The organism is Dyella lutea, from assembly GCF_024158035.1.
GTDB lineage: Bacteria > Pseudomonadota > Gammaproteobacteria > Xanthomonadales > Rhodanobacteraceae > Dyella_A > Dyella_A lutea.
Genome location: NZ_JAMZEK010000004.1, coordinates 161,261 through 181,164, shown reverse-complemented (window position 1 = coordinate 181,164; position 19,904 = coordinate 161,261). Strand labels below are relative to the sequence as shown.

Sequence of the window (19,904 nt, the reverse complement as noted above, 5' to 3'; positions counted from 1 at the left end):
TCCGGTCAGGAACCCGGGTGCGATCCCTTGCCGGGCAGCGCAGCGGGCGATGCCACGGCGGCGATGCGACGCAGGTCGTCGGACGGCGTGGCAGGCGGCGGCAGGCGCATGTCGCGCACCAGGCGCACCCGGCCCAGGCCGTGCTGGAAGTGCAGGCCGAGGCGGCCGACCATGTAACCGGGACGCCCATAGTCGTCCGGACCGAAGCTGTCCGGCTGCGTCGTCACCTCACGGCACGGCAGGCGTCCGAGGAAGATCTGGTCCACCGCATTGGCACGGTAGTGCTGGTGCTGCGGGTGGCTGTGGATATCCACGCCGGTGGCGAGCATGCCGACCGGGCAGGCATTGGTCACCGGGCTGGCGACGTGCGCCCCGACGGTCAGCAGCACCGTGCCCCATGCGGAGCCGTCGGGCGTGCGGCAGAGGTTGCCGATCGCCTCCACGCCGTGCTTGCGCGTCCACGCGCGCAGCACGTAGGCGACGCGCACGGCGAAGCCATCCATACCGGCCGGCGTGTCCGGCGCGCGCAGTTCACCGATCCGGTACACCGGCACGTCGTGTCCATGCACCGTGGCATGGGCCACTACCACCGGCGCTTCCGCCCGCACCTGCCAGGGCAGCAGCACCGCCCACACCAGCACGCCCACCTTGATCAACCGACGCATGTCCCACATGGCTCGTTCCTTCCGCTCGGCCATCCGCGCATGGCATGCAGGCGCCCGTCACGCCCGCGCCTGCGGGCATGCGTGGATGACGTCATGAATCACCCGGCGAGGAAGCGACGGGTCCTGTGCCGGTCCGGCAACGCCGGCGCAGGGCACGAGGCTGATCCTGCGCACGCCAGGCGCCCGGCGCGAGCGCCGCGCGACGGACACGCCGCATCGGCGACGAACCCGGGTGCCGGTGGAGCGAAAACGCCGCGCGTCAGCCGGCGAGATGTCGCACAGTGACGCCGATGCCCGCGGCCACCACCGCGGCCGGCGTGCCCTGCGCCACGATGAGCCCGCCCTCGTCGCCCGCACCGGGGCCCAGATCGATCATCCAGTCGCAGGCGCCGATCACGCGGCCGTCGTGCTCGACCACGATCACGCTGTGGCCGGCCTCGACCAGTCCGTGCAGCTGCGCCATCAGTCGGTCGACGTCGGCCGGGTGCAGGCCAGCGGTGGGTTCGTCCAGCACGTACAGCGTGTGGCCGCGCGCCTGACGCTGCAGCTCGGTGGCCAGCTTGATGCGCTGCGCCTCGCCGCCGGAGAGTTCCGTCGCCGGCTGGCCGAGCCGCAGATAGCCCAGGCCGACGTCGCGCAACGTGGCGAGCGAGCGCGCCAGCGCCGGCACGGCATCGCCGAAGAACGCCACCGCATCGTCCACGGTCAGTGCCAGCACCTCAGCGATGTGGTGGCCGTTCCAGCGGACAGCCAGCGTGTCTTCGTTGTAGCGCGTACCATGGCAGGTCGGGCACGGCGCGTAGACCGACGGCAGGAACAGCAGGCCAACCGAGACGAAGCCCTCGCCCTCGCAGCTAGCGCAGCGCCCGTTGGCCACGTTGAAGGAGAAGCGGCCGGCGTCGAACCCGCGCCTGCGCGCTTCCGGCGTGGCGGCGAACAGCTTGCGCACATGGTCGAACAGGCCGGTGTAGGTGGCCAGGTTGGAGCGCGGCGTGCGGCCGATCGGGCGCTGGTCGACGGTGACCAGCCGGGTGATCGTGACCATGCCTTCGACGATGCGGCCGCCGGCCGGCGCCATCGCCTCGCCCGGCAGTTCGTCACCCTCGTCCTCGCTGGCCGCAGCCACACCCAGTGCGCGGCCCACCAACTCCACCAGCGCCTGACTCACCAGGCTGGACTTGCCCGCACCGGAGACGCCGGTGACGGCGGTCATCGCGCCCAACGGGAACGCCACGTCCAGCCCGGCGACTTTGTTGCGGGTAACTCCTTCGAAGCGCAGCCAGCCAGACGGTGTGCGTGGCGCATGCGCCACCGGCTTCGCGTCAGCGAACACGTAGCGGCGCGTGGCGGAGTCTGCGCACCGGGCGAGTCCGTCCAATGGGCCTGCGTACAGCACCTCGCCGCCCTGGCTGCCCGCACCGGGACCGATGTCGATCACCCAATCCGCCGCGCGGATCACGTCCAGTTCGTGCTCCACCACGAACACCGAATTGCCGCCGGCCTTCAGCCGCGCCAATGCGCGCAGCAGCGCTTCGGTGTCGGCCGGGTGCAGGCCGGCGGAGGGCTCGTCCAGCACGTAGACCACGCCGAACAGCTGCGCCTGCAGCTGGGTGGCCAGCCGCAGCCGCTGCAACTCGCCCGGTGACAGCGTGGGCGTGCTGCGTTCCAGCGAGAGATAGCCGAGGCCGAGCTCGACCAGGGTGTCGATGCGCGCGCCGACGTCGGCGACGATACGCGCGGCGACCAGCCGCTTTTCCGGATGCCCGTCGTCGCCTGCCGCCATACCGTCCAGTGTGGCGCGCAGGTGCCGCGCCAGCTCACGCAGCGGCAGGCCGGAGGCGTGGGCGATGTCGTGTCCGCCGAAGGCGACCGACAGCGCCTCGGGCCGCAGGCGACGGCCCCCGCAGGCCGGGCACGGGCGCGCCACCATGTAGCGCGCCACCCGCTGCTTGATCGCCGCGCTCTCGCTCTGCGCAAAGCTGTGCATCACGTAGGCGCGCGCGCTCACGTAGGTGCCCTTGTAGTTGCCCGGCTCGCCGCGCGCGTAGGCGGCCTGCGCCACGTCCGGCGCCACGTCGCGGTAGACCGGCACCACCGGCTGCTCGTCGGTGAACAGGATCCAGTCGCGCTGCTCGCGCGGCAGCTCGCGCCACGGCCGGTCCACGTCGTACCCCAGCGTGGTGAGGATGTCCCTGTAGTTCTTGCCCTGCCAGCCCTGCGGCCAGCAGGCGATGGCGCGCTCGCGGATGCTCAGCGACGGGTCGGGCACCATCGAGGCTTCGGTGGCGTCGAACACCCGGCCCAGGCCGTGGCAGTCCGGACACGCGCCGGCCGGCGTGTTCGGCGAGAACGCATCCGATTCCAGCAACGCCTTTCCCGCCGGATAGTCGCCGGCGCGCGAGTACAGCATGCGCAGCGCGTTGGAGAGCGTGCTCAGGCTGCCGACGGTGGAGCGCGTGCTGCCACCACCGCGGCTCTGCTGCAGGGCGACCGCCGGCGGCAGCCCGTCGATACGATCCACTGCCGGCACGCCGGCCTGCTCGATCAGCCGTCGCGCGTACGGCGCCACCGACTCGAAATAGCGCCGCTGCGCCTCCGCGTAGATCGTGCCGAAGGCCAACGAGGACTTGCCCGAACCGGACACCCCGGTGAACACCACCAGCGCGTCGCGCGGCACATCCACGTCGACGCCTTTCAGGTTGTGCTCGCGCGCTCCGCGCACGCGCACGCAGCCGTTGTCGGCGTCAGCCGGGCCGCCGGTCCCGGTCCTCATGCCTTCCGGCTCGACAGGCGAAAGACCGGGCGACGGGTGACGTAGAACTGGGCGGACATGCAGAAACTCGCTGGCAACGGGATGGGCCGGAGTGGCGAGGACCGCTCCGTTCAGCCGTGCAGTCTACGCAAGCGCCCGCTCCGCCGCCCCGTCCGATCCGCCCTGGGCGGCGGAATCAGTTGGCTGCGTGCATGCGCTTGATGCGCACTGCGGAGCCGCCCTGGAAACGCACGACGAACGTCGCCCCCTCGTGCACCTCCTTCACCACCGGCACCGCCTGCGGTGGCGTCGACTCGAGCGATACGCGGTTGTTGGCGACCTCCAGTCCCACCGGCACCAGGGTCATCGGTGGACTGAACGGCTTGAACGCGACGAAGTGCGAGGCACAGCCCATGCAGCCGCCCTGGATCACCGGCATCCGCTGCATCCAGATGAAGTACTTGTTCTCGTGCCGTATCCAGACCCGTGACTCGCTGTGCCGGATCGGCCCCACCGCACCGTCGGCGTTCCACACCCGCACCAGGTGGGCGGTGCGGCAGTCCGCACTGGCGCACTCCTGCAGCACCAGGTACTCGTCATCGTTCAGGTGCACCGGCTGCACGCTGAGTATGTCGTCCTTCACCAGCGCCCTGGCCGGGAACACCACGGTGGGCATCCGTGGATCCACCCGGAAATTGCCAGAGATGAGGTAGCCGCCGTGGGTGCGCGTGTAGGGCGCGGTGACCGTCACCCCGGGCAGGCGGGTCTGGCCGGTCGCCGACAGAGGCAAGAGACACGCAAGCGCGAGGAACCGCAGAGAGAAGTGGGAAGCCATGCGCGGAGACTCCTGTCGTCGAGGCCTTCCTGCCCAAGGCCCCGCACCTTACGCCGTATGGCCGGACCAGGCCAGCGCGCGCGCTTCGCACCGGGGCGGGTCGTAGGTATGCTGCGCCAGCCGGTCCGGCGCTGCAACCCGGGGGACGCCATGCTTCGACACTCGCTGCGGGTTCGCCTGCTGCTTCCCGTCCTGGCGCTCGTGCTGCTGGCCACCGTGGCCGTCACCGTGGTGCTGGCCACGGTCGAAGCCGGGCGCGTGCGCCGCGACGCGATCATCGCCATGGACCGCGAAACCGCCGCGCTGCAGAGTCTGCTGGCCGTCACCCGCACCGTCATGCTCGACCGCGTACACGACGGCATGCGTCTGCTGCAAAGCCAGGGAGCCGCGCTCGGCGCGCCGCGTCCCGGCGATCCGATCGCCCTGCCGGGGCAGTCGCAACCGGTGAACGACCTGCTGCTGGGCAGCACCCCGCAGGGCGACCGCGTCGCGCTGGTGGACAGCGTCACGTCCATCATGGATGGCACCGCGACGATCTTCTCGCGCAGCGGCGACGAGTTCGTGCGCATCGCCACCAACGTGCGCAGGGACGATGGCAGCCGCGCCATCGGCACCGTGCTCGACCCGCACGGACCGGTGATCGAACGAATCCGGCGGAACGAGAGCTACTACGGCGTCGTCGACATCCTCGGCAATCCGTACGTGACCGGCTACGAGCCGATCGTTCCGACCGGGGGCGGTCGTGCGATCGGCATCTGGTACGTCGGTTACAAGACCGACCTGGAGGCGCTCGACCGGGTGATCGGCAACAGTCGGCTGCTCGACTCCGGCTTCGTCGCGCTGTTCGATGCCCGCGGCACGCTGCGTTTCCATTCGCGAACCGGCGCCACCACGCGCCCGGCCGACATCGATCGCATCGTGAAGGAGCGGCCGGGGGACTGGGTGATCCGCAGCCAGGCGGTCCCGGGCTGGGGCTTCACCCTGGTCGCGGCCTACCCGGCAAGCGACGTGAACGGCGCGATCGTGCGGCAGTCGGCGTGGATCGTCGCGATCGGCCTGCTGGTGTGCGCCCTGCTGCTGGGTCTGCAGTCGGCACTGATCTGGGTCCGGGTGCTCAAGCCGGTGCAGCACCTGACGGACGTGGCCGAGGAGCTGAGCCGCGGCCGGTGGAGCCACACCATCACCGAGGTGGACCTGCACGACGAGATCGGTACGCTGGCCAGGGCGATCACCCGGCTGGCCAACAGTGTCCGCCTGGCGATGGACCGGTTGGGCAAGCGCTGAAGCCACTCCCCGAAGCACGCAGAGGCACGTCGCCCCATGGCCAACGAGCTCCGCCCCCTGATCGAGATCCTCCGCGACCTCCGGGCGCTTTCGCAGCAGAAGGCATCGGGCTTCTTCTTCGTGGTCACCGAGGACAATCACTCCTGCACGATCCGCCTGCACGACGGCCAGGTGGAGGACGTGGTGTTCAGCCGCCATCGCGGGGACGAGGCCGTGCAACTGCTCGCACGCGTGCCGGGCGGCCGCGCCCGGTTCCAGGCCGACCCCGGCCGCTCCGGGCCGGTGACCGTCGCCCTGGGGGCCGCCTCGCAGGCCTGGCTCGCCGGCGGCTTCGAACAGGAGGCTCCGGCGCCACCGCTGGCGCCGGAGCCGGCAGCGGAAACCGGCACATCGGCGCATGCGGGGGTGGAGTGCCTCACCGGGCTGCAACGCAGCCTCATCGAGCGCATCGCGCTGGACCACTTCGGCCCGATCGCCGACCTGTTGTGCGAGGAGGCGCTGGGCCGCCCCGGCAGCATCGACCGCGCCCTGGTCGAGCTGGCCTCCAACCTGCCCGCGCGCGACCAGGAGGACAGCTTCCTCGCCGAGGCGCGCCGCGCCCTGGGCCTGTATCGCTGACCGGGTGGAACAACACCGTGCCGGAGGCGGACAATCGACAGCCCCACCCTGCGGGAGCCTGCCATGCCTCCACGTCCCGATCCCCGCCTGGCCCGACTGCTCGGCATCGAGCACCCGCTGCTGCTGGCGCCGATGGCCGGTGCCGCCGACGAGGCGCTGGCCGTCGCCGTGGCCCGGGCCGGCGGACTGGGCTCCCTGCCCTGCGCCATGCTCGACGCCGACACGCTGCGCACTCAGGTGACGCGCTTCCGCACCGCGATCGAGGCGCCGATCAACCTCAATTTCTTCTGTCACTTCGAGCCGCTGCCGGATGCCGACCGCGAGGCGCGCTGGCGCGAGCGGCTGGCGCCCTATTACGACGCGCTCGGCGTCCCCCGCGACACGCAGGCCCCGGCCCCGCAGCGACGCCCCTTCGACGAACAGGCCTGCGCCACGGTCGAATCGTTGCGCCCGGAAGTGGTGAGCTTCCACTTCGGCCTGCCTGCACCGGAGCTGCTGGCGCGAGTGAAGGCCGGCGGCGCGCGGGTGCTGGGCAGCGCCACCACGGTGGACGAGGCGCGCTGGCTGGCCGCGCACGGCTGCGACGCGATCATCGCCCAGGGCTGGGAGGCCGGCGGCCACCGCGGCTCGTTCCTGGACGCCCCGGTCGCGACGCAGCCGGGCCTGCTCGCCCTGCTGCCGCAGGTCGTCGATGCGGTCGACCGGCCAGTGATCGCCGCCGGCGGCATCGGCGACGTGCGCGGCATCCGCGCGGCACTCGCGCTCGGGGCCGCGGGCGTGCAGCTGGGTACCGCCTTCCTGCTCAGCGACGAAGCGCGCATCCGACCGCTGCATCGCGCCGCGCTGGCATCGGCGCGAGCCGCGCAGACGGCGGTGACCAATCTGTTCTCCGGCCGCCCCGCGCGTGGCATCGTCAACCGGCTGATGCGCGAGCTCGGGCCGATGTGCGACGACGTGCCCGCCTTTCCGTCCGGCGGCACCGCACTGGCGCCGCTGCGGCAGCGCACCGAACCGGAAGGCATCGACGACTTCGTCAACCTGTGGGCCGGCGAGGCGGCCCCGCTGGCGCAAACCGGTCCGGCCGAAGCAATCGCCCGTGCGCTGATCGAGGCCTTCCCGCCATCGGGCTGAGCGCTGCAGTCAGCGCTTGCGCGGTGCCCTGGACTTGGCCGCTTTCGGCGCCCTTGGCCCGGGCAGCGGCAGCGCCGCCGCCGTGGCGATGAGCAGACGGCCGAGCCGCTCGCCGTCATCGAGCACATCATCCATCCGCCAATGCGGCTTCGCCCCCGGATAGGGCGGCGCCTCCTGCACCGTATCGAGCAGCGTGCGACCGGCGGTGGTCGGCTTGAGGAAAAGCATGTTGTCGCAGACCAGCGCGACCACGCGCTCGTCCAGGTAAAGCGCGTACTCGCCGAACATCTTCCGGTACGAAAGCGCGCCGCCGAGCCCGGCCTGCTCGCAGACGTAGGCGACGAAATCGACATCCGAGCCCATCAGGACTTCGCCCCCGGAGTGGCCATCGACCTGGCGCGGGTCTTCGGACCGGTGGGGCAGCCGGTCGTCTGCACGTTGTAGGCGATGCCGCTGATGCGCCACTGGCCGCTGCCGTCGCGCACCAGCGAGAAGCTGTCGATGCCGCAGTGCGAAAAGGCGCCGTCGAGATGGAAGTCGTACGGAGCCCACACCTGCGCCAGGCCATCGCCCAGCAGCACCTTCGGCGACCAGATGCGCTCGCGCCACTCGCCCTTGCCGGTGGCCAGTGCCTGCAGGAAGTCCTCATCGCGCTCCATTTTTATCGTCCCGTCGGGCTTGCGTACCGCGAACACCGCCCCCGGCACGAGCAGGGCCCGCATCGCCGCCGCATCGTGCCGGACCATCGCGGCAAAGGTCTGGTCGATCACGGCGAGCACCGCCTGGCGCCCGCTGGCGGACGTGCCCGCCGCGAAGACGGGTGCGGCGACGGCCAGAGCCGTCGCGGCGAACGGGATTATTGCGGCACAAAGCAGGGGGCGCTGGCGCATGGCGGCACTCGAAGAGGGAAAAAGGTGGCCAGAGCATTGCGCGTTTGCCCGCGCCTTGCATATGACCTGATCCAGGCCTTGCGGCACATGTGACTTGCACGGGCCGGGCACCGTACCCATGCACATGGCTTCCGCCAACGATCCACGCGAGGTATCCATGCGTTCCTTCGGAAAACTGGCCCAGGGCGCCCGGCTGGAGCGCCTGCGCGACCTGCCGCTGTGGGACGGCGATCGCCTGCGCAACATCCACCCGATGCTGCCCGGCCTGCGCGATCCGGCGACGCCGCGCCCGACCCTGCGCGAGTTCCTCTGCGAGGACGCCGAGCGACGGCCATCGGTGCCATTGCCCGCGCACGATCCGCGCGACGCCTGGCAGCGCAAGCCTGCCAGCGGTCTGCGCGCGACCTGGCTGGGCCATTCCACCGTGCTGCTGGAGATCGACGGCTGGCGCGTGCTGACCGATCCGGTGTGGGGCGAGCGTGCCTCGCCGTTCACCCTGATGGGGCCGAAGCGCTTCCAACCGGTGCCGGTCACCCTGCGGCAGTTGCCCGAGGTGGACGCGGTGGTGATCTCGCACGACCACTACGACCACCTGGACTACCCGACCATCCGCGCGCTGGCGAAGTCGCAGGTGCCATTCGTCACTTCGCTCGGTGTGGGCGCGCACCTGGAAGCCTGGGGCATCGCGCCGGAACGGATCACCGAACTGACCTGGTGGGAAACCCATCGCGTCCCCGGGACCGGCCTGACCGTGACCGCGGCCCCGTCGCAGCACTTTTCCGGCCGCGGGCTGAAGGATCGCAACCAGACCTTGTGGTCCTCGCTGGTGCTGGCCGGCGAGCGGCACCGCGTGTTCTTCAGCGGCGATACCGGCCTGACCACCGAGTACGAAGTCATCCGCGACCGGCTCGGCCCCTTCGACCTGGTGATGCTGGAAGTCGGCGCCTTCCACCCGTCCTGGGGCGACATCCACCTGGGTCCGGAGAACGCGCTCCAGGCCCATCGCATGCTTGGCGGCGGCGTACTGCTGCCGGTGCACTGGGGTACGTTCTCACTGTCCACGCATGCCTGGGACCAGCCGGTGGAAACCCTGCTGGCGCAGGCCGACCCGGCGCACACGCACCTGCTGCTGCCGCGGCTGGGCGAGCCGGTGGAGCCGGGCGAGCGGCGGCCCGCCTCGCCGTGGTGGCGACAGGCGCATGCGGGCAAGGCTGCCGCCACCGGGGCGCCACCCGCGCCGCCTGTCGGCGAAGGCGAGGATGCCGGGCTGCCCTGGCCGCTGGACTGAGCGGGACACCTGGCCAGCTGCAAACGTATGCAGCCGGCCGTGCGCTTCCGGCGGCACCGGCTTGCTGCTATCCGTGACGCTTCGTACCTCGCCTGCCCTCCGATGCCCACGTCGCCTGTCCGCCTGATCGCCCGCCTCGCCCTGCTGATCGCCGCCGTCGCCGTGCCGGCGATGGCCACCGGATCACCGCCGCTGCCGCACGTGACTGCCGGCCGCATCGTGCGGATGCAGGAGAGCTCGCGCTTCGTGCCGCCGCACACGGTGGACGTGTGGCTGCCGCCGGGCTACCCGGCGCAGGCGCCGTATGCGGTGCTGTACATGTTCGACGGCAACATGCTGTTCGACGCTACGCAGACCTGGAACCACCAGTCCTGGCGCGCTGCCGACACCGCCACCGCGCTGATCCGCGAAGGCCGCACGCGCCCGTTCATCATCGTCGGCATCTGGAACGCCGGTGACCGGCGCGAGAGCGAGTACTACCCGCAGAAGGTCTGGCGCTCGCTCACCCGCGCGCAGCGCGAACGCGCCCGCGCGATGGATCTGAAGCTGCCGGTGGAACCCTATTCCGATGCCTACCTGCGGTTCCTGGTGGAAGAGCTGAAGCCGCGCATCGACGAGCGCTTCCGCGTGGCTGGCGATGCCAGCGACACCGCGGTGCTGGGCTCGAGCATGGGTGGCCTGATGGCGATGTATGCGATCAGCCAGTACCCGCGGGTGTTCGGCGCCGCCGGCTGCCTGTCCACGCACTGGCCAGGTACCGCGCTCAAGCCGCGGGAGGGCAATCCGAGCCCGGACGCCTTCGTCGCCTACCTGCGGGCGCATGCCCCGGCGCCGGCCGGCCACCGCATCTACTTCGACCATGGCACGGCCACGCTGGATGCGATGTACGCACCGACCCAGCAACGGGTGGACCCACTGTTCCGCGCACGTGGCTACACCGGGGCGGATTTCCAGAGCCAGGTTTTCCCCGGCGCCGCGCACACCGAGGCCGCCTGGGCGGCGCGGCTGGCCCGGCCGATGACGTTCCTGCTGCCGCCACGTGCACGCTGAGCCGCGGCACGATCGATCCCCCGCCGGCAGGTGGGTGCCTCGAGCCCGCACCGCGGGACGGTAGCGCGAGGCAACCCCGCCAGGCACACTCATTCCTTCACCTGGTGCCTGGCGGGGGCAGCGTGCCAGCCATGCCCCCCGACCGATCCAACCACGGCACGGAGAGTCAGACCCATGATGTTCCGTGGCTTCGCGCACCCTCGTGGCGACTCCGGCCACCGCCGCGCTCGCGCAGTCCACCAGTGCCCACATCTTCGGCCAGGGCCCGGCCGGAGCGAAGGTCGGGGCGCGCAACGACACCGGTGCCCACCGCTCGACCACCGTCCGCGACAACGGACGCCATGACGTGCGCGCGCTGCCGAAGGGCACGTACACGGTGACCCTGACCGCGGCCGGAGTGGTTACCGACACACGCCGGGACATCCCGCTGATGGTTGGTCGTGGTGCCGAGGTCGATTTCGCCTGCCCCGGGCCCCTTGCGAAGCAGGCGCACCGACGTCGCCATGAACAACCCCGCGCGAGGCCGACAGGTGGCCAGTCCCGTGCCTCGTCCGCCGGCGTTGATTACCCGCTGAGCCACCCTACATCGGGGGCTCCCCCTTCCAAGGAGACGAACCCGTGACCGCATCCACCGAACGCGCCATCCTCGCCGGCGGCTGCTTCTGGGGCGTGCAGGAACTGATCCGCCAGCAGCCCGGGGTGGTCGCCACGCGGGTCGGTTACTCCGGCGGCGACGTGGCCCATGCCACCTACCGCAATCACGGCACCCATGCCGAGGCCGTGGAGATCCTGTTCGATCCCGCGCGGACCAGTTACCGCGCGCTGCTGGAGTTCTTTTTCCAGATCCACGATCCGACCACACGCGACCGCCAGGGCAACGACATCGGCATGAGCTACCGCTCGGCGATCTACTACACCAGCCCGGAACAGAAGGCGGTCGCCGAAGACACCATCGCCGACGTCGAGGCCTCCGGCCTGTGGCCCGGGAAGGTGGTCACCGAGGTGGCCCCTGCCGGCGATTTCTGGGAAGCCGAGCCCGAACATCAGGACTACCTGCAGCGCTATCCGAACGGCTACACCTGCCACTTCGTGCGGCCGGGCTGGAAGCTGCCCCGGCGCGACCGCGCCTGAGCCGCGACCACCGGGACGCCGTGCCCGGCCAGCGACGACCGCACGCCATAGGATGGAAGCACCATGGAACTCGTATTCACCAAGGGAAGCGGCAAGTACGACCGGATGGCCGTGCTGAGGTCCGGTGTGCTGGCCGACACCCTGGACTGCCCAAAGCAGGGGATCATCCCGCACGACATGGTCCACTACTCGGTGGAGAGCACCCTGCCTGCACCGCCGCGGCTTTATCGGCCGGGTCCACGACGGCGAGCCAGTCGCGTTCCAGATGCAGGGCGACGCCGAGAGCGACGGCGTCGAGCGGCTGGTCGAGGTATTCCAGGCCGATGGCTGGTCGGGCTGGAACACCCCTCCCGCCGACATGCTGGATCTCTACCAGGTCACCTGCCGGGCCCGTGCGTGCGCCCCCCCCTGCCCGTGCGGGTGGACGACATGGACGCGATCCGAAGCCGTCTGCTCGAGTTGACCGCGCGCTGGGAGCCGCTCGCTGCCGGCGAGTCGCTGACCCTGCGGTTCGAGCGGTCATGAGTCGCCGCGCCGTCGTGCTCAGCTGGTGTGGTCGAGGATGATCTTCCAGCCGTCCGGCGTTTTCTCCCAAAGCAGTGAATAGACGCCATCGTCCTGCGCGACGCTGCCATGCGCCTGGCGATCGAGATGGAAGTGGCCGGTCACCACGGCGTAACGCACGGCGCCGGACGCACCGGGCAGCAGGCGGACGTCCAGATCGGAAAAGGTGAGCTGCCCCATCTGATCCTTCGTCGCATAGTGCTCACGGTAGCTGGCGAGGATTTCGCGGTAGCCCTTGCGCACCGAGCTGCCCACGAAGGTGGTGTCCGGTGCGTCTTTGTAGCCGCGCATGAAGCCACCGACGTCACCCCGGTTCCAGGCCGCCTGCTGGTCGGCCATGACCCGGCGGATCGCCGATGCGTCATCGGCTGACGCAGCCGCGTGGGCCATGAAGAACGTGCCCGCGAGCAGCAGGACCACAACGGCGTGGCGAAAGAGACGGTGCATGGCGGTTCCCCGTGGTGGCCTGGCCACCGATGCTAGCGTGTGTGCTGCGCCCGGCGTGTCCGGATCAGCGGGAGGATGTTCTGCGCCGGGCGGCCTTGGCGCGTTCGGCGGACTGCACCTTGTGGGCGTTCATGATGGCGCCGATCAGACCCGGGAAACGCTGCTCGATCTCCGCGCAGCGCGAGGTGTTGCGCATTTCCACACCCTGCCGCTCGCTGTGGATCAGCCCGGCCTCGCGCAGCACGCGAAAGTGCTGCGACAGGGTCGACTTCGGGATATCCCGATCCTTGATCGTGAGAAAGGTCGAGCAGGTCTGCGCACAGCCCGAATCGGCCAGCTCGGCGTAGATCGCCACCCGCACGGGATCGGACAGCGCATGGAGGATCGCCTCCACGCTGACGTCGTCGATCGAGGGATGGGTCAAGGGCCGCATGGCGCGATTCTAGCAGCCCTTGATTATTTGTTCTTAAGTTCATAAGTTACGAACTACGGCATTTAAGAACCCGTTCACCCTCTGCCAGACACACAAGGAACATCGTCATGAGCAAGCTCACCGGAAAAGTCGCCCTGGTCACCGGTGCCTCCAAGGGCATCGGCGCCGGCATCGCCCGCGCCCTGGCCGCCGAAGGCGCGGCCGTCGTCGTGAACTACGCCTCCAGCCGCGCCGGCGCCGACGCCGTGGTGGCGGACATTGCCAAGGCCGGCGGCAAGGCCGTCGCCGTGCGCGGCGACGTCTCCAAGGCGGCTGACGCCAAGGCCCTGGCCGACGCGGCCATCGAGCATTTCGGCCGTCTCGACATCCTCGTCAACAACTCCGGCGTCTACGAGTTCGGCGCGCTGGAGCAGATCACCGAGGAGCACTACCACAAGCAGTTCAACGTCAACGTGCTCGGCCTGCTGCTGGTCACCCAGGCGGCGGCCAGGCACATGGGCGAAGGCGGCAGCATCGTCAACGTCAGCTCACTGGTGACCCGCATCGTGCCGGCGGCCAGCGCCGTCTACACCGGCACCAAGGGGGCAGTGGACGCGATCACCGGCGTGCTGTCGCAGGAGCTCGGCCCGCGCAAGATCCGCGTCAACGCGGTGAACCCGGGCGTGGTGGAAACCGAAGGCACCCACTCGGCCGGCTTCATCGGTTCGGACTTCGAGGCGGGCGCCGTGGCGAAGACGCCGCTGGGCCGCATCGGCCAGCCCAAGGACATCGCGTCCATTGTCACTTTCCTGGCCTCGGACGATTCGTACTGGCTCAACGGCGAGATCCTGTTCGCCGCCGGCGGCGCGCGGTAAGGAGCTAGACCGACCGCTTCGCTTCGCTCACGCGGGAAAAAGTGCCGTAACCCTCTGGCCGTCATTCCCGCGAAAGCGGGAATCCATCTTGATCTTTGCATCAGAGCCAATGGATTTCCGCTTTCGCGGGAATGACGCCGAGGTGAGATGGCGTTTGCGGAGGACTGTAGACATCGTCGGCCTGACGGCAGTATCGGCCGGTACTGGAGCAAGGGACGCTTGGTGGCCCTATTAAGGAGCAACTGTCTCGACGCACGGTGCCTTCACGGCACGTGGCGCTTCAACGCGCGGGAGCATTCGCCGCCGTCACGTCGCACTCGCGGACACTCAGGGATCTACCCGCCATCATTCCCACGGCCTGGAGAGATCGGTAGCTCTATGTAGTTTTCTCGCCGGACAGCAGCGAGATTCCACCGGGTTGACGAGCAAAATCAGAGCATCCATAAGCGTCGTCGCGGGCACCTTGCCGTGAATGCGCGTATGGGAGATGGCCCGCCCTTCATCGGGCGGGCCGTTATGCTTTTTTAGTGCGCCGCCACCTCGGCAGAACCGATCGCATCCAGCTCGTCCATCACCGCCGCATCCAGTGCAAGCGATGCTGCCGCCAGGTTCTCGCGCAGATGGCCGAGCGACGAGGTGCCGGGAATCAGCAGGATGTTCGGCGAGCGCGCCAGCAGCCAGGCCAGCGCCACCTGCATTGGCGTGGCATCCACTCGGCGGGCGACGGCCGACAGCGCGTCCGATTGCAGCGGGCTGAAACCGCCCAGCGGGAAGAACGGCACGTAGGCGATGCCGAGCCCCGCCAGTGCGTCGATCAGCGCGTCGTCGGCGCGATGCACGAGGTTGTAGTGGTTCTGCACGCACACCACCTCGGCGATGCCGCGTGCCTCGTGCACCTGGTTCAGCGTGGCGTTGCTCAGGCCCAGGTGACGGATCAGGCCGCGCTGCTGCAGTTCGGCCAGCGCCGTGAACTGCGGTTCGATCGAGCCCTCGGTGGGCGCGTGGACGTTGCCCATCACGCGCAGGTTGACCGCATCCAGCACGTCGACGCCCAGGTTGCGCAGGTTGTCGTGCACGGCCGAGACGAGCTCGGCGGGATTCTGCGCCGGGTTCCACGAGGCGTCCGCCCCGCGCGAAGCTCCGACCTTGGTGACGATGGTGAGGTGATCGACGTACGGATGCAGCGCTTCGCGGATCAACCGGTTGGTGACATGGGGACCGTAGAAGTCGCTGGTGTCGATGTGGTCGACGCCGCTGGCCACGGCCTCGCGCAGTACGGCGAGGGCGCCCTCGGGATCTTTCGGTGGACCGAACACACCCGGCCCGGCCAGCTGCATGGCGCCGTAGCCCATGCGGGTGACGGGGCGATGCCCGAGGGCGAAGGTTCCGGCGTGCGTGGCGAGACTCATGAGAGGACTCCTGGGGATATCGCGGCGGGGTTGCCGCATGGGCCGACACTCTAGGCCCCGGGCAGCGTGCCGATAATCCGGCACAATCGGCACGGGCCGTACGGATTTCAGGACAATGGATACCGAACTGCGCGATCTGTTCGCCTTTCTCGCCGTGGTACGTGCCGGCGGTTTCCGCGAGGGCGCTAGGGCCAGCGGCCACTCGGCCTCGCGGCTGAGCGACAGCGTGCGGCGGCTGGAGTCGCGCATGGGCGTCCGGCTGCTGCATCGCACGACCCGCAGCGTGGTGCCGACCGAGGCCGGCGCACGGCTGGCCGAACGGCTGTTCCCGGCGCTGGGCGAGGTCGAGGCCGCGCTGGACGTGGTCAACCACTACCGCGACCGGCCCGCCGGCACGCTGCGACTGAACGTGCCGGCCACGGTGGCGCGGCTGGTGCTGCCCTCCATCGTGACGCCGTTCCTGCAGACCTACCCCGAGATCCGGCTGGAAGTGATCGTCGAGGACGGCTTCGTCGACCTGGTCGCCGCCGGCTGCGATGCCGGCGTGCGCTACGACGAGCGGCTGGAAAAGGACATGGTGGCGATCCCGATCGGCCCCCGCACCCAGCGCATGGCCACCGCTGCGGCCCCCGCCTACCTCGACCGGCGCGGCCTGCCGGAGCACCCGCGCGACCTGCTCGGGCACACCTGCATCCGCGGCCAGTTCGCCAGCGGGCACATCCCCACCTGGGAGTTCGAGCGCGACGGCGAGATCGTGCGCGTCGACCCGGATGGCCCGCTGCTGGTGCGTCTGGGTGCCGCGGCCGACCTGGCCCTGCGCGCGGCGATCGACGGGCTGGGCGTCATCCACCTGTTCGAGGCGTGGCTGCAACCATACGTGGAGCGCGGCGAGCTCGAACCGGTGCTGCAGCCCTGGTGGCAGACCTTCAGCGGTCCGTACCTCTACTATCCCGGCCGTCGACACCTGCCCGCGCCGCTGCGGGCATTCGTGGATTTCGTGAAGGAGGCCCCTGCCCCGACATGAGCCGGGGCGCTGGCCAGATGTGATATCAAGTGCGCGCGGCAACCCGCCTCCGACCTCTGCGTCGGAAGCGCCGCCGCTTTTCGAAAACCTGCCTGAAGGGAGCCGGGCGCCTGAGCTGGAGAATCGACCGCTTGAGGCTCGACCGTTGCGCCTGCGCCGTCCCCCTGCTGATCCTGCTTATCGCGCCGGCCATGACGCGCGCCGACACAACCGTGCGCGTGATCTATCCGAGGGTGGAATCCCCGCAGGATTCCCGCACCCGCTACCCGCTCGAACTGCTTCGGCTTGCGCTTGAGCACAGCGGCGTGGCCTACCGGCTCGAACCCTCGCTGGCCCCGATGCAGCAGGCGCGCAGCCTGCGGGAGCTGGCCAGGGGCGAGGGACTGGACATCGCCTGGTCGGTGACAACCCGCGAGCGTGAGCGCGAACTGCTGCCGATCCGTATCCCGATCGACCGAGGCCTGAGCGGCTGGCGGGTGTTGCTGATCCGACGCAGTGAGCAGACCCGCATGGATGCCATGCATTCGCTGTCCGGTCTCGCTGGATTGTCGGCCGGCCAGGGACACGACTGGCCCGACCTGGACGTGCTGCGCGCCAATGGACTGAAGGTCATGGCAAGCCCGACCTACGAGGGGTTGTTCGTGATGTTGCAGAAGAGCCGCATCGACTATTTTCCCCGCTCCATCGCGGAAGTGGTCCCCGAGCGGGAGGCGCACCCGCGGATGGACCTGGCGATCGAAAGCCATCTGCTGCTGCACTACCCGGAGGCACTCTATTTCTTCGTCACTCCGGGGAACCGCACTCTTGCGGAGGCAGTCACGCGTGGACTGGAGCGTGCCATCGCCGACGGAAGCATGGCCGCCCTGTTCTGGCAGACCTACGGATCGCTGGCGGACGAGCTGGACCTGCGACACCGGGAGGTACTCGAACTGGCCAACCCGGATTTCCCCACCGACGCAACGGCCGATCGTCCGCAGCTGTGGTTCCAGCCGGAGCGATCGCCTTGAAGACTCCCATTCCGCGCAGCCGCTCGATCAGCTTGCGCCTCGCGCTGGCGACGCTGCTGGTCAGCGTGCTGGTATCGATCGTTGCGGCAGGGGTTCAGCTCGATCTGCTGTATCGACAGCAGATCGACTCCGCCAACCAGACGATGGACGAAATCGGTCGCACCTTCGTGCCGAGTCTCGCCGCCGGGCTGTGGGCGGTGGACCAGGCACGCGTCGACCTGCTCATGGACGGCCTGGCGCGCATGCCCGGGGTCGCCTACGCGCGTCTCGATTCGGAAGGGCAACGGGTGGAGCGGGGGCGACCGGTGCCGCGGCCCGCCCTCGCCCGCAGCTTCCCCCTGGTCTACGACCGCGGAGGTCATTTCCCCCTGGGAGCGCTGCAGGTCGCGGTCGACCGCGAGTATCTGACCACCCGCCTGTTCCGCGCATCGCTGCGCATCGCGCTCACCACGCTGGCCGGACTGACCAGCGCTTCGCTGATGCTGCTGCTGCTGTTCCGCTACTGGATCACCCGCCATCTGGAACGCATGGCCGATTACGCCCGCAACGCAGGCATCGCCCAGCTGAGCACGCCGCTCGCGCTGGACCGCCCCGGGCGACGCAGGCCGGACGAGATCGACCAGGTGGTATTCGCCTTCAACGAACTGCGCGAGCGCATGGTCGAGGAGATGGCCAAGCGCGACCGCCAGGAGCACGAGCTGCAGGCCTACCGCGATCATCTCGAGTCACTGGTGCGCCTGCGCACCGTGACCCTGCAGGAGCAGGCGGTCCAACTGGAGAGCCAGAAGCTGGAACTGCAGCGCCTGGCGCATACCGACAGCCTGACCGGACTGAGCAACCGCCGCGACTTCCTCGAGCACCTGGAGAACGCGATCCGGCGCAGCTGCGAGGAAGACACGCCGCTGTGCGTGCTGATGCTGGACATCGACCATTTCAAGGCAATCAATGACGATCATGGCCACGCGGTCGGCGACCGGGCGCTGGTTGCCCTGGCAGATACCTGCCGACAGCAGCTGCGTGACGGTGATCTTATCGGCCGGCTGGGCGGCGAGGAGTTCGGCATCGTCCTGCCGCGGACCCGGAGCGAGAGCGCCGAGCCGATGTCCGACCGTCTGCGCGATGCGCTCTCGGGCGTGCGCGTGCCAGACGCCACCGGCGACATCCTGGGCTTCACCGTGTCGATCGGCCTGGCGCAACACTCGGGTCCCTGGGAGAGCGCTTCGGAACTCCTGCTGCGCGCCGACCGCGCGCTGTACCAGGCCAAACGCGAAGGCCGGAATCGCGTGATCGTCGACCCCCTCGCCCGTCCGCACGATTGATGGGCTGAACCGGACCGCACGACGCCACCGCTCGCTGCGGCACGCCTCACCCGTTCGCGGCGAAGCGCCCGATGGCCTGCGCGGCCTGCTCCACGTCCCACTGGTCGCTGGTCGGCCCGATCTGGACTTCCGCCATCGTCCAGCCGTCCAGCGGCGCCTCGGCGAACCCGTCGAACAGCCACCATTCGCCCGCGGCAGCCATCTGGCGATGCTGCGCGTCGAGGACCTCCGGCCGGCCCGGCAACCACACCTGGAAGGCATTGGTGTGAGGACGCGCCGGATGCACCCGCACCTGCGGCACCGCTGCCAGTGCCGCGGCCAGCGCGCGGGCCCGCTCGACGAATTCGCCCATGCGCGGTGCCAGCCGGTCCAGTCCATCGAGTGCACTGATTGCGTAGGGCCAGGCAGTGACGAGGTTGCCGCCGTAGCGGCTCTTCCACGGCGCCAGCGCGGCGATGAACGCCTCGCTGCCGGCCACCAACGCGCCCCCCAGTCCACCCAATCCCTTGTAGTAGGAGACGTAGACGCTGTCGGCCAGCGCCGCCAGTTCGGCCTCGGTCACGCCGTAGCCGGCCGCCGCCTCCCACAGGCGCGCGCCGTCGAAGTGCAGCGGGATCGCGCGCTCACGGCACCACGCCGAGATCGCACGCAGCTCGTCCAGCGGCGGCAGCAGGAAGCCGGCCCGACGCAGCGGCAGCTCCACCACCACCGCCGCCAGCGGCTCGGTCACCGCCTGCAGCGCGTCCAGCGAAAACGGCCGGTGGCGACCCAGCCGGATCGCATTCAATCCAGCCGCTCGCTCCAGTGCGCCGGCCTCGTCCATGTCCATATGACCCATGGGATGAATCGCCACGTTGCGGCAGCCGCGCGCGTCGGCGTATGCCTGCAGCACGCACAACTGGGCGATGACACCCTTGATGAAGAAGCGCCCGGCCGGCTTGCCCAGCCGCACTGCAGTGGCCTGTTCCAGGGTCGCCACGGCACCCCCGGCGCCGTACTCGTCCACCGCATCGCGCGCCGCCGGATGCGCCGCCAGGCGCGCCATGGTGTCGGCCACGGGTGGCGCGGGTGGGCGGGAGAGGAACAGCCGGCAGGCATGCTTGAGGGCGGGGTCGGTCATGGGACGACGGCTCGGTCGGAAACAGTCGACCATTGTGCCCCGGCACCGGCGCCGGGGCACGGGCCGTTCGGCACGATCCATCC

The 19,904-nt window shown here is 69.8% G+C and carries 20 protein-coding genes; 11 read left to right on the top strand and 9 right to left on the bottom strand.

Annotation, left to right across the window (positions count from 1 at the left end):
* Nucleotides 1-5: 5 nt before the first annotated feature.
* From NC595_RS17480 to NC595_RS17470, 3 genes are all read right to left on the bottom strand, one after another.
* Complete coding sequence (locus tag NC595_RS17480; protein ID WP_253568603.1) at nucleotides 6-674, bottom strand: hypothetical protein; 669 nt, start codon at nucleotides 672-674, stop codon at nucleotides 6-8.
* Nucleotides 675-924: 250 nt separating this feature from the next.
* The gene (locus NC595_RS17475) at nucleotides 925-3,438 is read right to left on the bottom strand and encodes an excinuclease ABC subunit UvrA (RefSeq protein WP_253568602.1); all 2,514 of its coding nucleotides are present in this window, start codon (nucleotides 3,436-3,438) and stop codon (nucleotides 925-927) included.
* A 175-nt stretch (nucleotides 3,439-3,613) separates the two neighbouring features.
* On the bottom strand, nucleotides 3,614-4,252 hold the full coding sequence (locus NC595_RS17470; RefSeq protein WP_253568601.1) for a hypothetical protein: 639 nt from the start codon (nucleotides 4,250-4,252) through the stop codon (nucleotides 3,614-3,616).
* Nucleotides 4,253-4,402: 150 nt separating this feature from the next.
* Between NC595_RS17470 and NC595_RS17465 the strand changes: the two genes are divergently transcribed.
* The 3 genes from NC595_RS17465 to NC595_RS17455 all read left to right on the top strand — a co-directional run bounded on the left by NC595_RS17465 (nucleotide 4,403) and on the right by NC595_RS17455 (nucleotide 7,285).
* Nucleotides 4,403-5,536: a Cache 3/Cache 2 fusion domain-containing protein gene (locus NC595_RS17465; protein WP_253568600.1), complete on the top strand. Its 1,134-nt coding sequence runs from the start codon at nucleotides 4,403-4,405 to the stop codon at nucleotides 5,534-5,536.
* A 36-nt stretch (nucleotides 5,537-5,572) separates the two neighbouring features.
* Complete coding sequence (locus NC595_RS17460; protein WP_253568599.1) at nucleotides 5,573-6,154, top strand: DUF8082 domain-containing protein; 582 nt, start codon at nucleotides 5,573-5,575, stop codon at nucleotides 6,152-6,154.
* A gap of 63 nt (nucleotides 6,155-6,217) precedes the next feature.
* Nucleotides 6,218-7,285, top strand: a complete 1,068-nt coding sequence (locus NC595_RS17455) for an NAD(P)H-dependent flavin oxidoreductase (protein WP_253568598.1) — start codon at nucleotides 6,218-6,220, stop codon at nucleotides 7,283-7,285.
* Nucleotides 7,286-7,294: 9 nt separating this feature from the next.
* Here NC595_RS17455 and NC595_RS17450 read toward each other — a convergent pair whose 3' ends face one another.
* Nucleotides 7,295-7,648, bottom strand: coding sequence for a TfoX/Sxy family protein (locus NC595_RS17450; RefSeq protein WP_253568597.1), 354 nt, complete (start codon nucleotides 7,646-7,648; stop codon nucleotides 7,295-7,297).
* Nucleotides 7,648-8,175 carry a nuclear transport factor 2 family protein gene (locus tag NC595_RS17445; RefSeq protein ID WP_253568596.1) on the bottom strand — a complete coding sequence of 176 codons (528 nt, stop codon included), beginning with the start codon at nucleotides 8,173-8,175 and terminating at the stop codon, nucleotides 7,648-7,650. The genes NC595_RS17450 and NC595_RS17445 overlap by 1 nt, the downstream gene beginning before the upstream one ends.
* A gap of 157 nt (nucleotides 8,176-8,332) precedes the next feature.
* Here NC595_RS17445 and NC595_RS17440 point away from each other — a divergent pair, with 157 nt between their 5' ends.
* The 4 genes from NC595_RS17440 to msrA all read left to right on the top strand — a co-directional run bounded on the left by NC595_RS17440 (nucleotide 8,333) and on the right by msrA (nucleotide 11,644).
* A complete protein-coding gene (locus NC595_RS17440) occupies nucleotides 8,333-9,463 on the top strand; it encodes an MBL fold metallo-hydrolase (RefSeq protein WP_253568595.1) in 1,131 nt (376 codons plus the stop codon).
* Nucleotides 9,464-9,565: 102 nt separating this feature from the next.
* Complete coding sequence (locus NC595_RS17435) at nucleotides 9,566-10,513, top strand: alpha/beta hydrolase (RefSeq protein WP_253568594.1); 948 nt, start codon at nucleotides 9,566-9,568, stop codon at nucleotides 10,511-10,513.
* Between the two features lie 184 nt (nucleotides 10,514-10,697).
* A complete protein-coding gene (locus NC595_RS17430; RefSeq protein ID WP_253568593.1) occupies nucleotides 10,698-11,135 on the top strand; it encodes a carboxypeptidase-like regulatory domain-containing protein in 438 nt (145 codons plus the stop codon).
* The gene (gene msrA, locus NC595_RS17425) at nucleotides 11,132-11,644 is read left to right on the top strand and encodes a peptide-methionine (S)-S-oxide reductase MsrA (RefSeq protein WP_253568592.1); all 513 of its coding nucleotides are present in this window, start codon (nucleotides 11,132-11,134) and stop codon (nucleotides 11,642-11,644) included. Before NC595_RS17430 ends, msrA begins: the two co-directional genes overlap by 4 nt.
* Nucleotides 11,645-12,187: 543 nt before the next feature.
* On the opposite strand, the gene NC595_RS17420 is transcribed toward msrA, so the two are convergent.
* Both NC595_RS17420 and NC595_RS17415 read right to left on the bottom strand, forming a co-directional pair.
* A complete protein-coding gene (locus tag NC595_RS17420) occupies nucleotides 12,188-12,655 on the bottom strand; it encodes a YybH family protein (protein WP_253568591.1) in 468 nt (155 codons plus the stop codon).
* Between the two features lie 64 nt (nucleotides 12,656-12,719).
* Nucleotides 12,720-13,088 (bottom strand): ArsR/SmtB family transcription factor, encoded by a 369-nt coding sequence (locus NC595_RS17415; protein ID WP_253568590.1) that lies wholly within the window; start codon nucleotides 13,086-13,088, stop codon nucleotides 12,720-12,722.
* A gap of 107 nt (nucleotides 13,089-13,195) precedes the next feature.
* On the opposite strand from NC595_RS17415, the gene NC595_RS17410 reads away from it, so the two are divergent.
* Nucleotides 13,196-13,942: a glucose 1-dehydrogenase gene (locus NC595_RS17410; RefSeq protein WP_253568589.1), complete on the top strand. Its 747-nt coding sequence runs from the start codon at nucleotides 13,196-13,198 to the stop codon at nucleotides 13,940-13,942.
* A gap of 524 nt (nucleotides 13,943-14,466) precedes the next feature.
* Here the strand turns inward: NC595_RS17410 and NC595_RS17405 are convergent.
* Entirely contained in the window at nucleotides 14,467-15,351 is an 885-nt protein-coding gene (locus NC595_RS17405; protein ID WP_253568588.1) for an aldo/keto reductase family oxidoreductase, read from the bottom strand.
* 115 nt (nucleotides 15,352-15,466) lie between these two features.
* Here NC595_RS17405 and NC595_RS17400 point away from each other — a divergent pair, with 115 nt between their 5' ends.
* The 3 genes from NC595_RS17400 (at nucleotide 15,467) to NC595_RS17390 (ending at nucleotide 18,701) form a co-directional block, all read left to right on the top strand.
* Complete coding sequence (locus NC595_RS17400) at nucleotides 15,467-16,375, top strand: LysR family transcriptional regulator (RefSeq protein ID WP_425493168.1); 909 nt, start codon at nucleotides 15,467-15,469, stop codon at nucleotides 16,373-16,375.
* 131 nt (nucleotides 16,376-16,506) lie between these two features.
* Nucleotides 16,507-17,382, top strand: coding sequence for a substrate-binding periplasmic protein (locus tag NC595_RS17395; RefSeq protein ID WP_253568587.1), 876 nt, complete (start codon nucleotides 16,507-16,509; stop codon nucleotides 17,380-17,382).
* Nucleotides 17,379-18,701, top strand: a complete 1,323-nt coding sequence (locus tag NC595_RS17390; RefSeq protein ID WP_253568586.1) for a GGDEF domain-containing protein — start codon at nucleotides 17,379-17,381, stop codon at nucleotides 18,699-18,701. Before NC595_RS17395 ends, NC595_RS17390 begins: the two co-directional genes overlap by 4 nt.
* 46 nt (nucleotides 18,702-18,747) lie before the next feature.
* Here NC595_RS17390 and NC595_RS17385 read toward each other — a convergent pair whose 3' ends face one another.
* The gene (locus NC595_RS17385; protein WP_253568585.1) at nucleotides 18,748-19,821 is read right to left on the bottom strand and encodes a threonine aldolase family protein; all 1,074 of its coding nucleotides are present in this window, start codon (nucleotides 19,819-19,821) and stop codon (nucleotides 18,748-18,750) included.
* Nucleotides 19,822-19,904 lie beyond the last annotated feature (83 nt).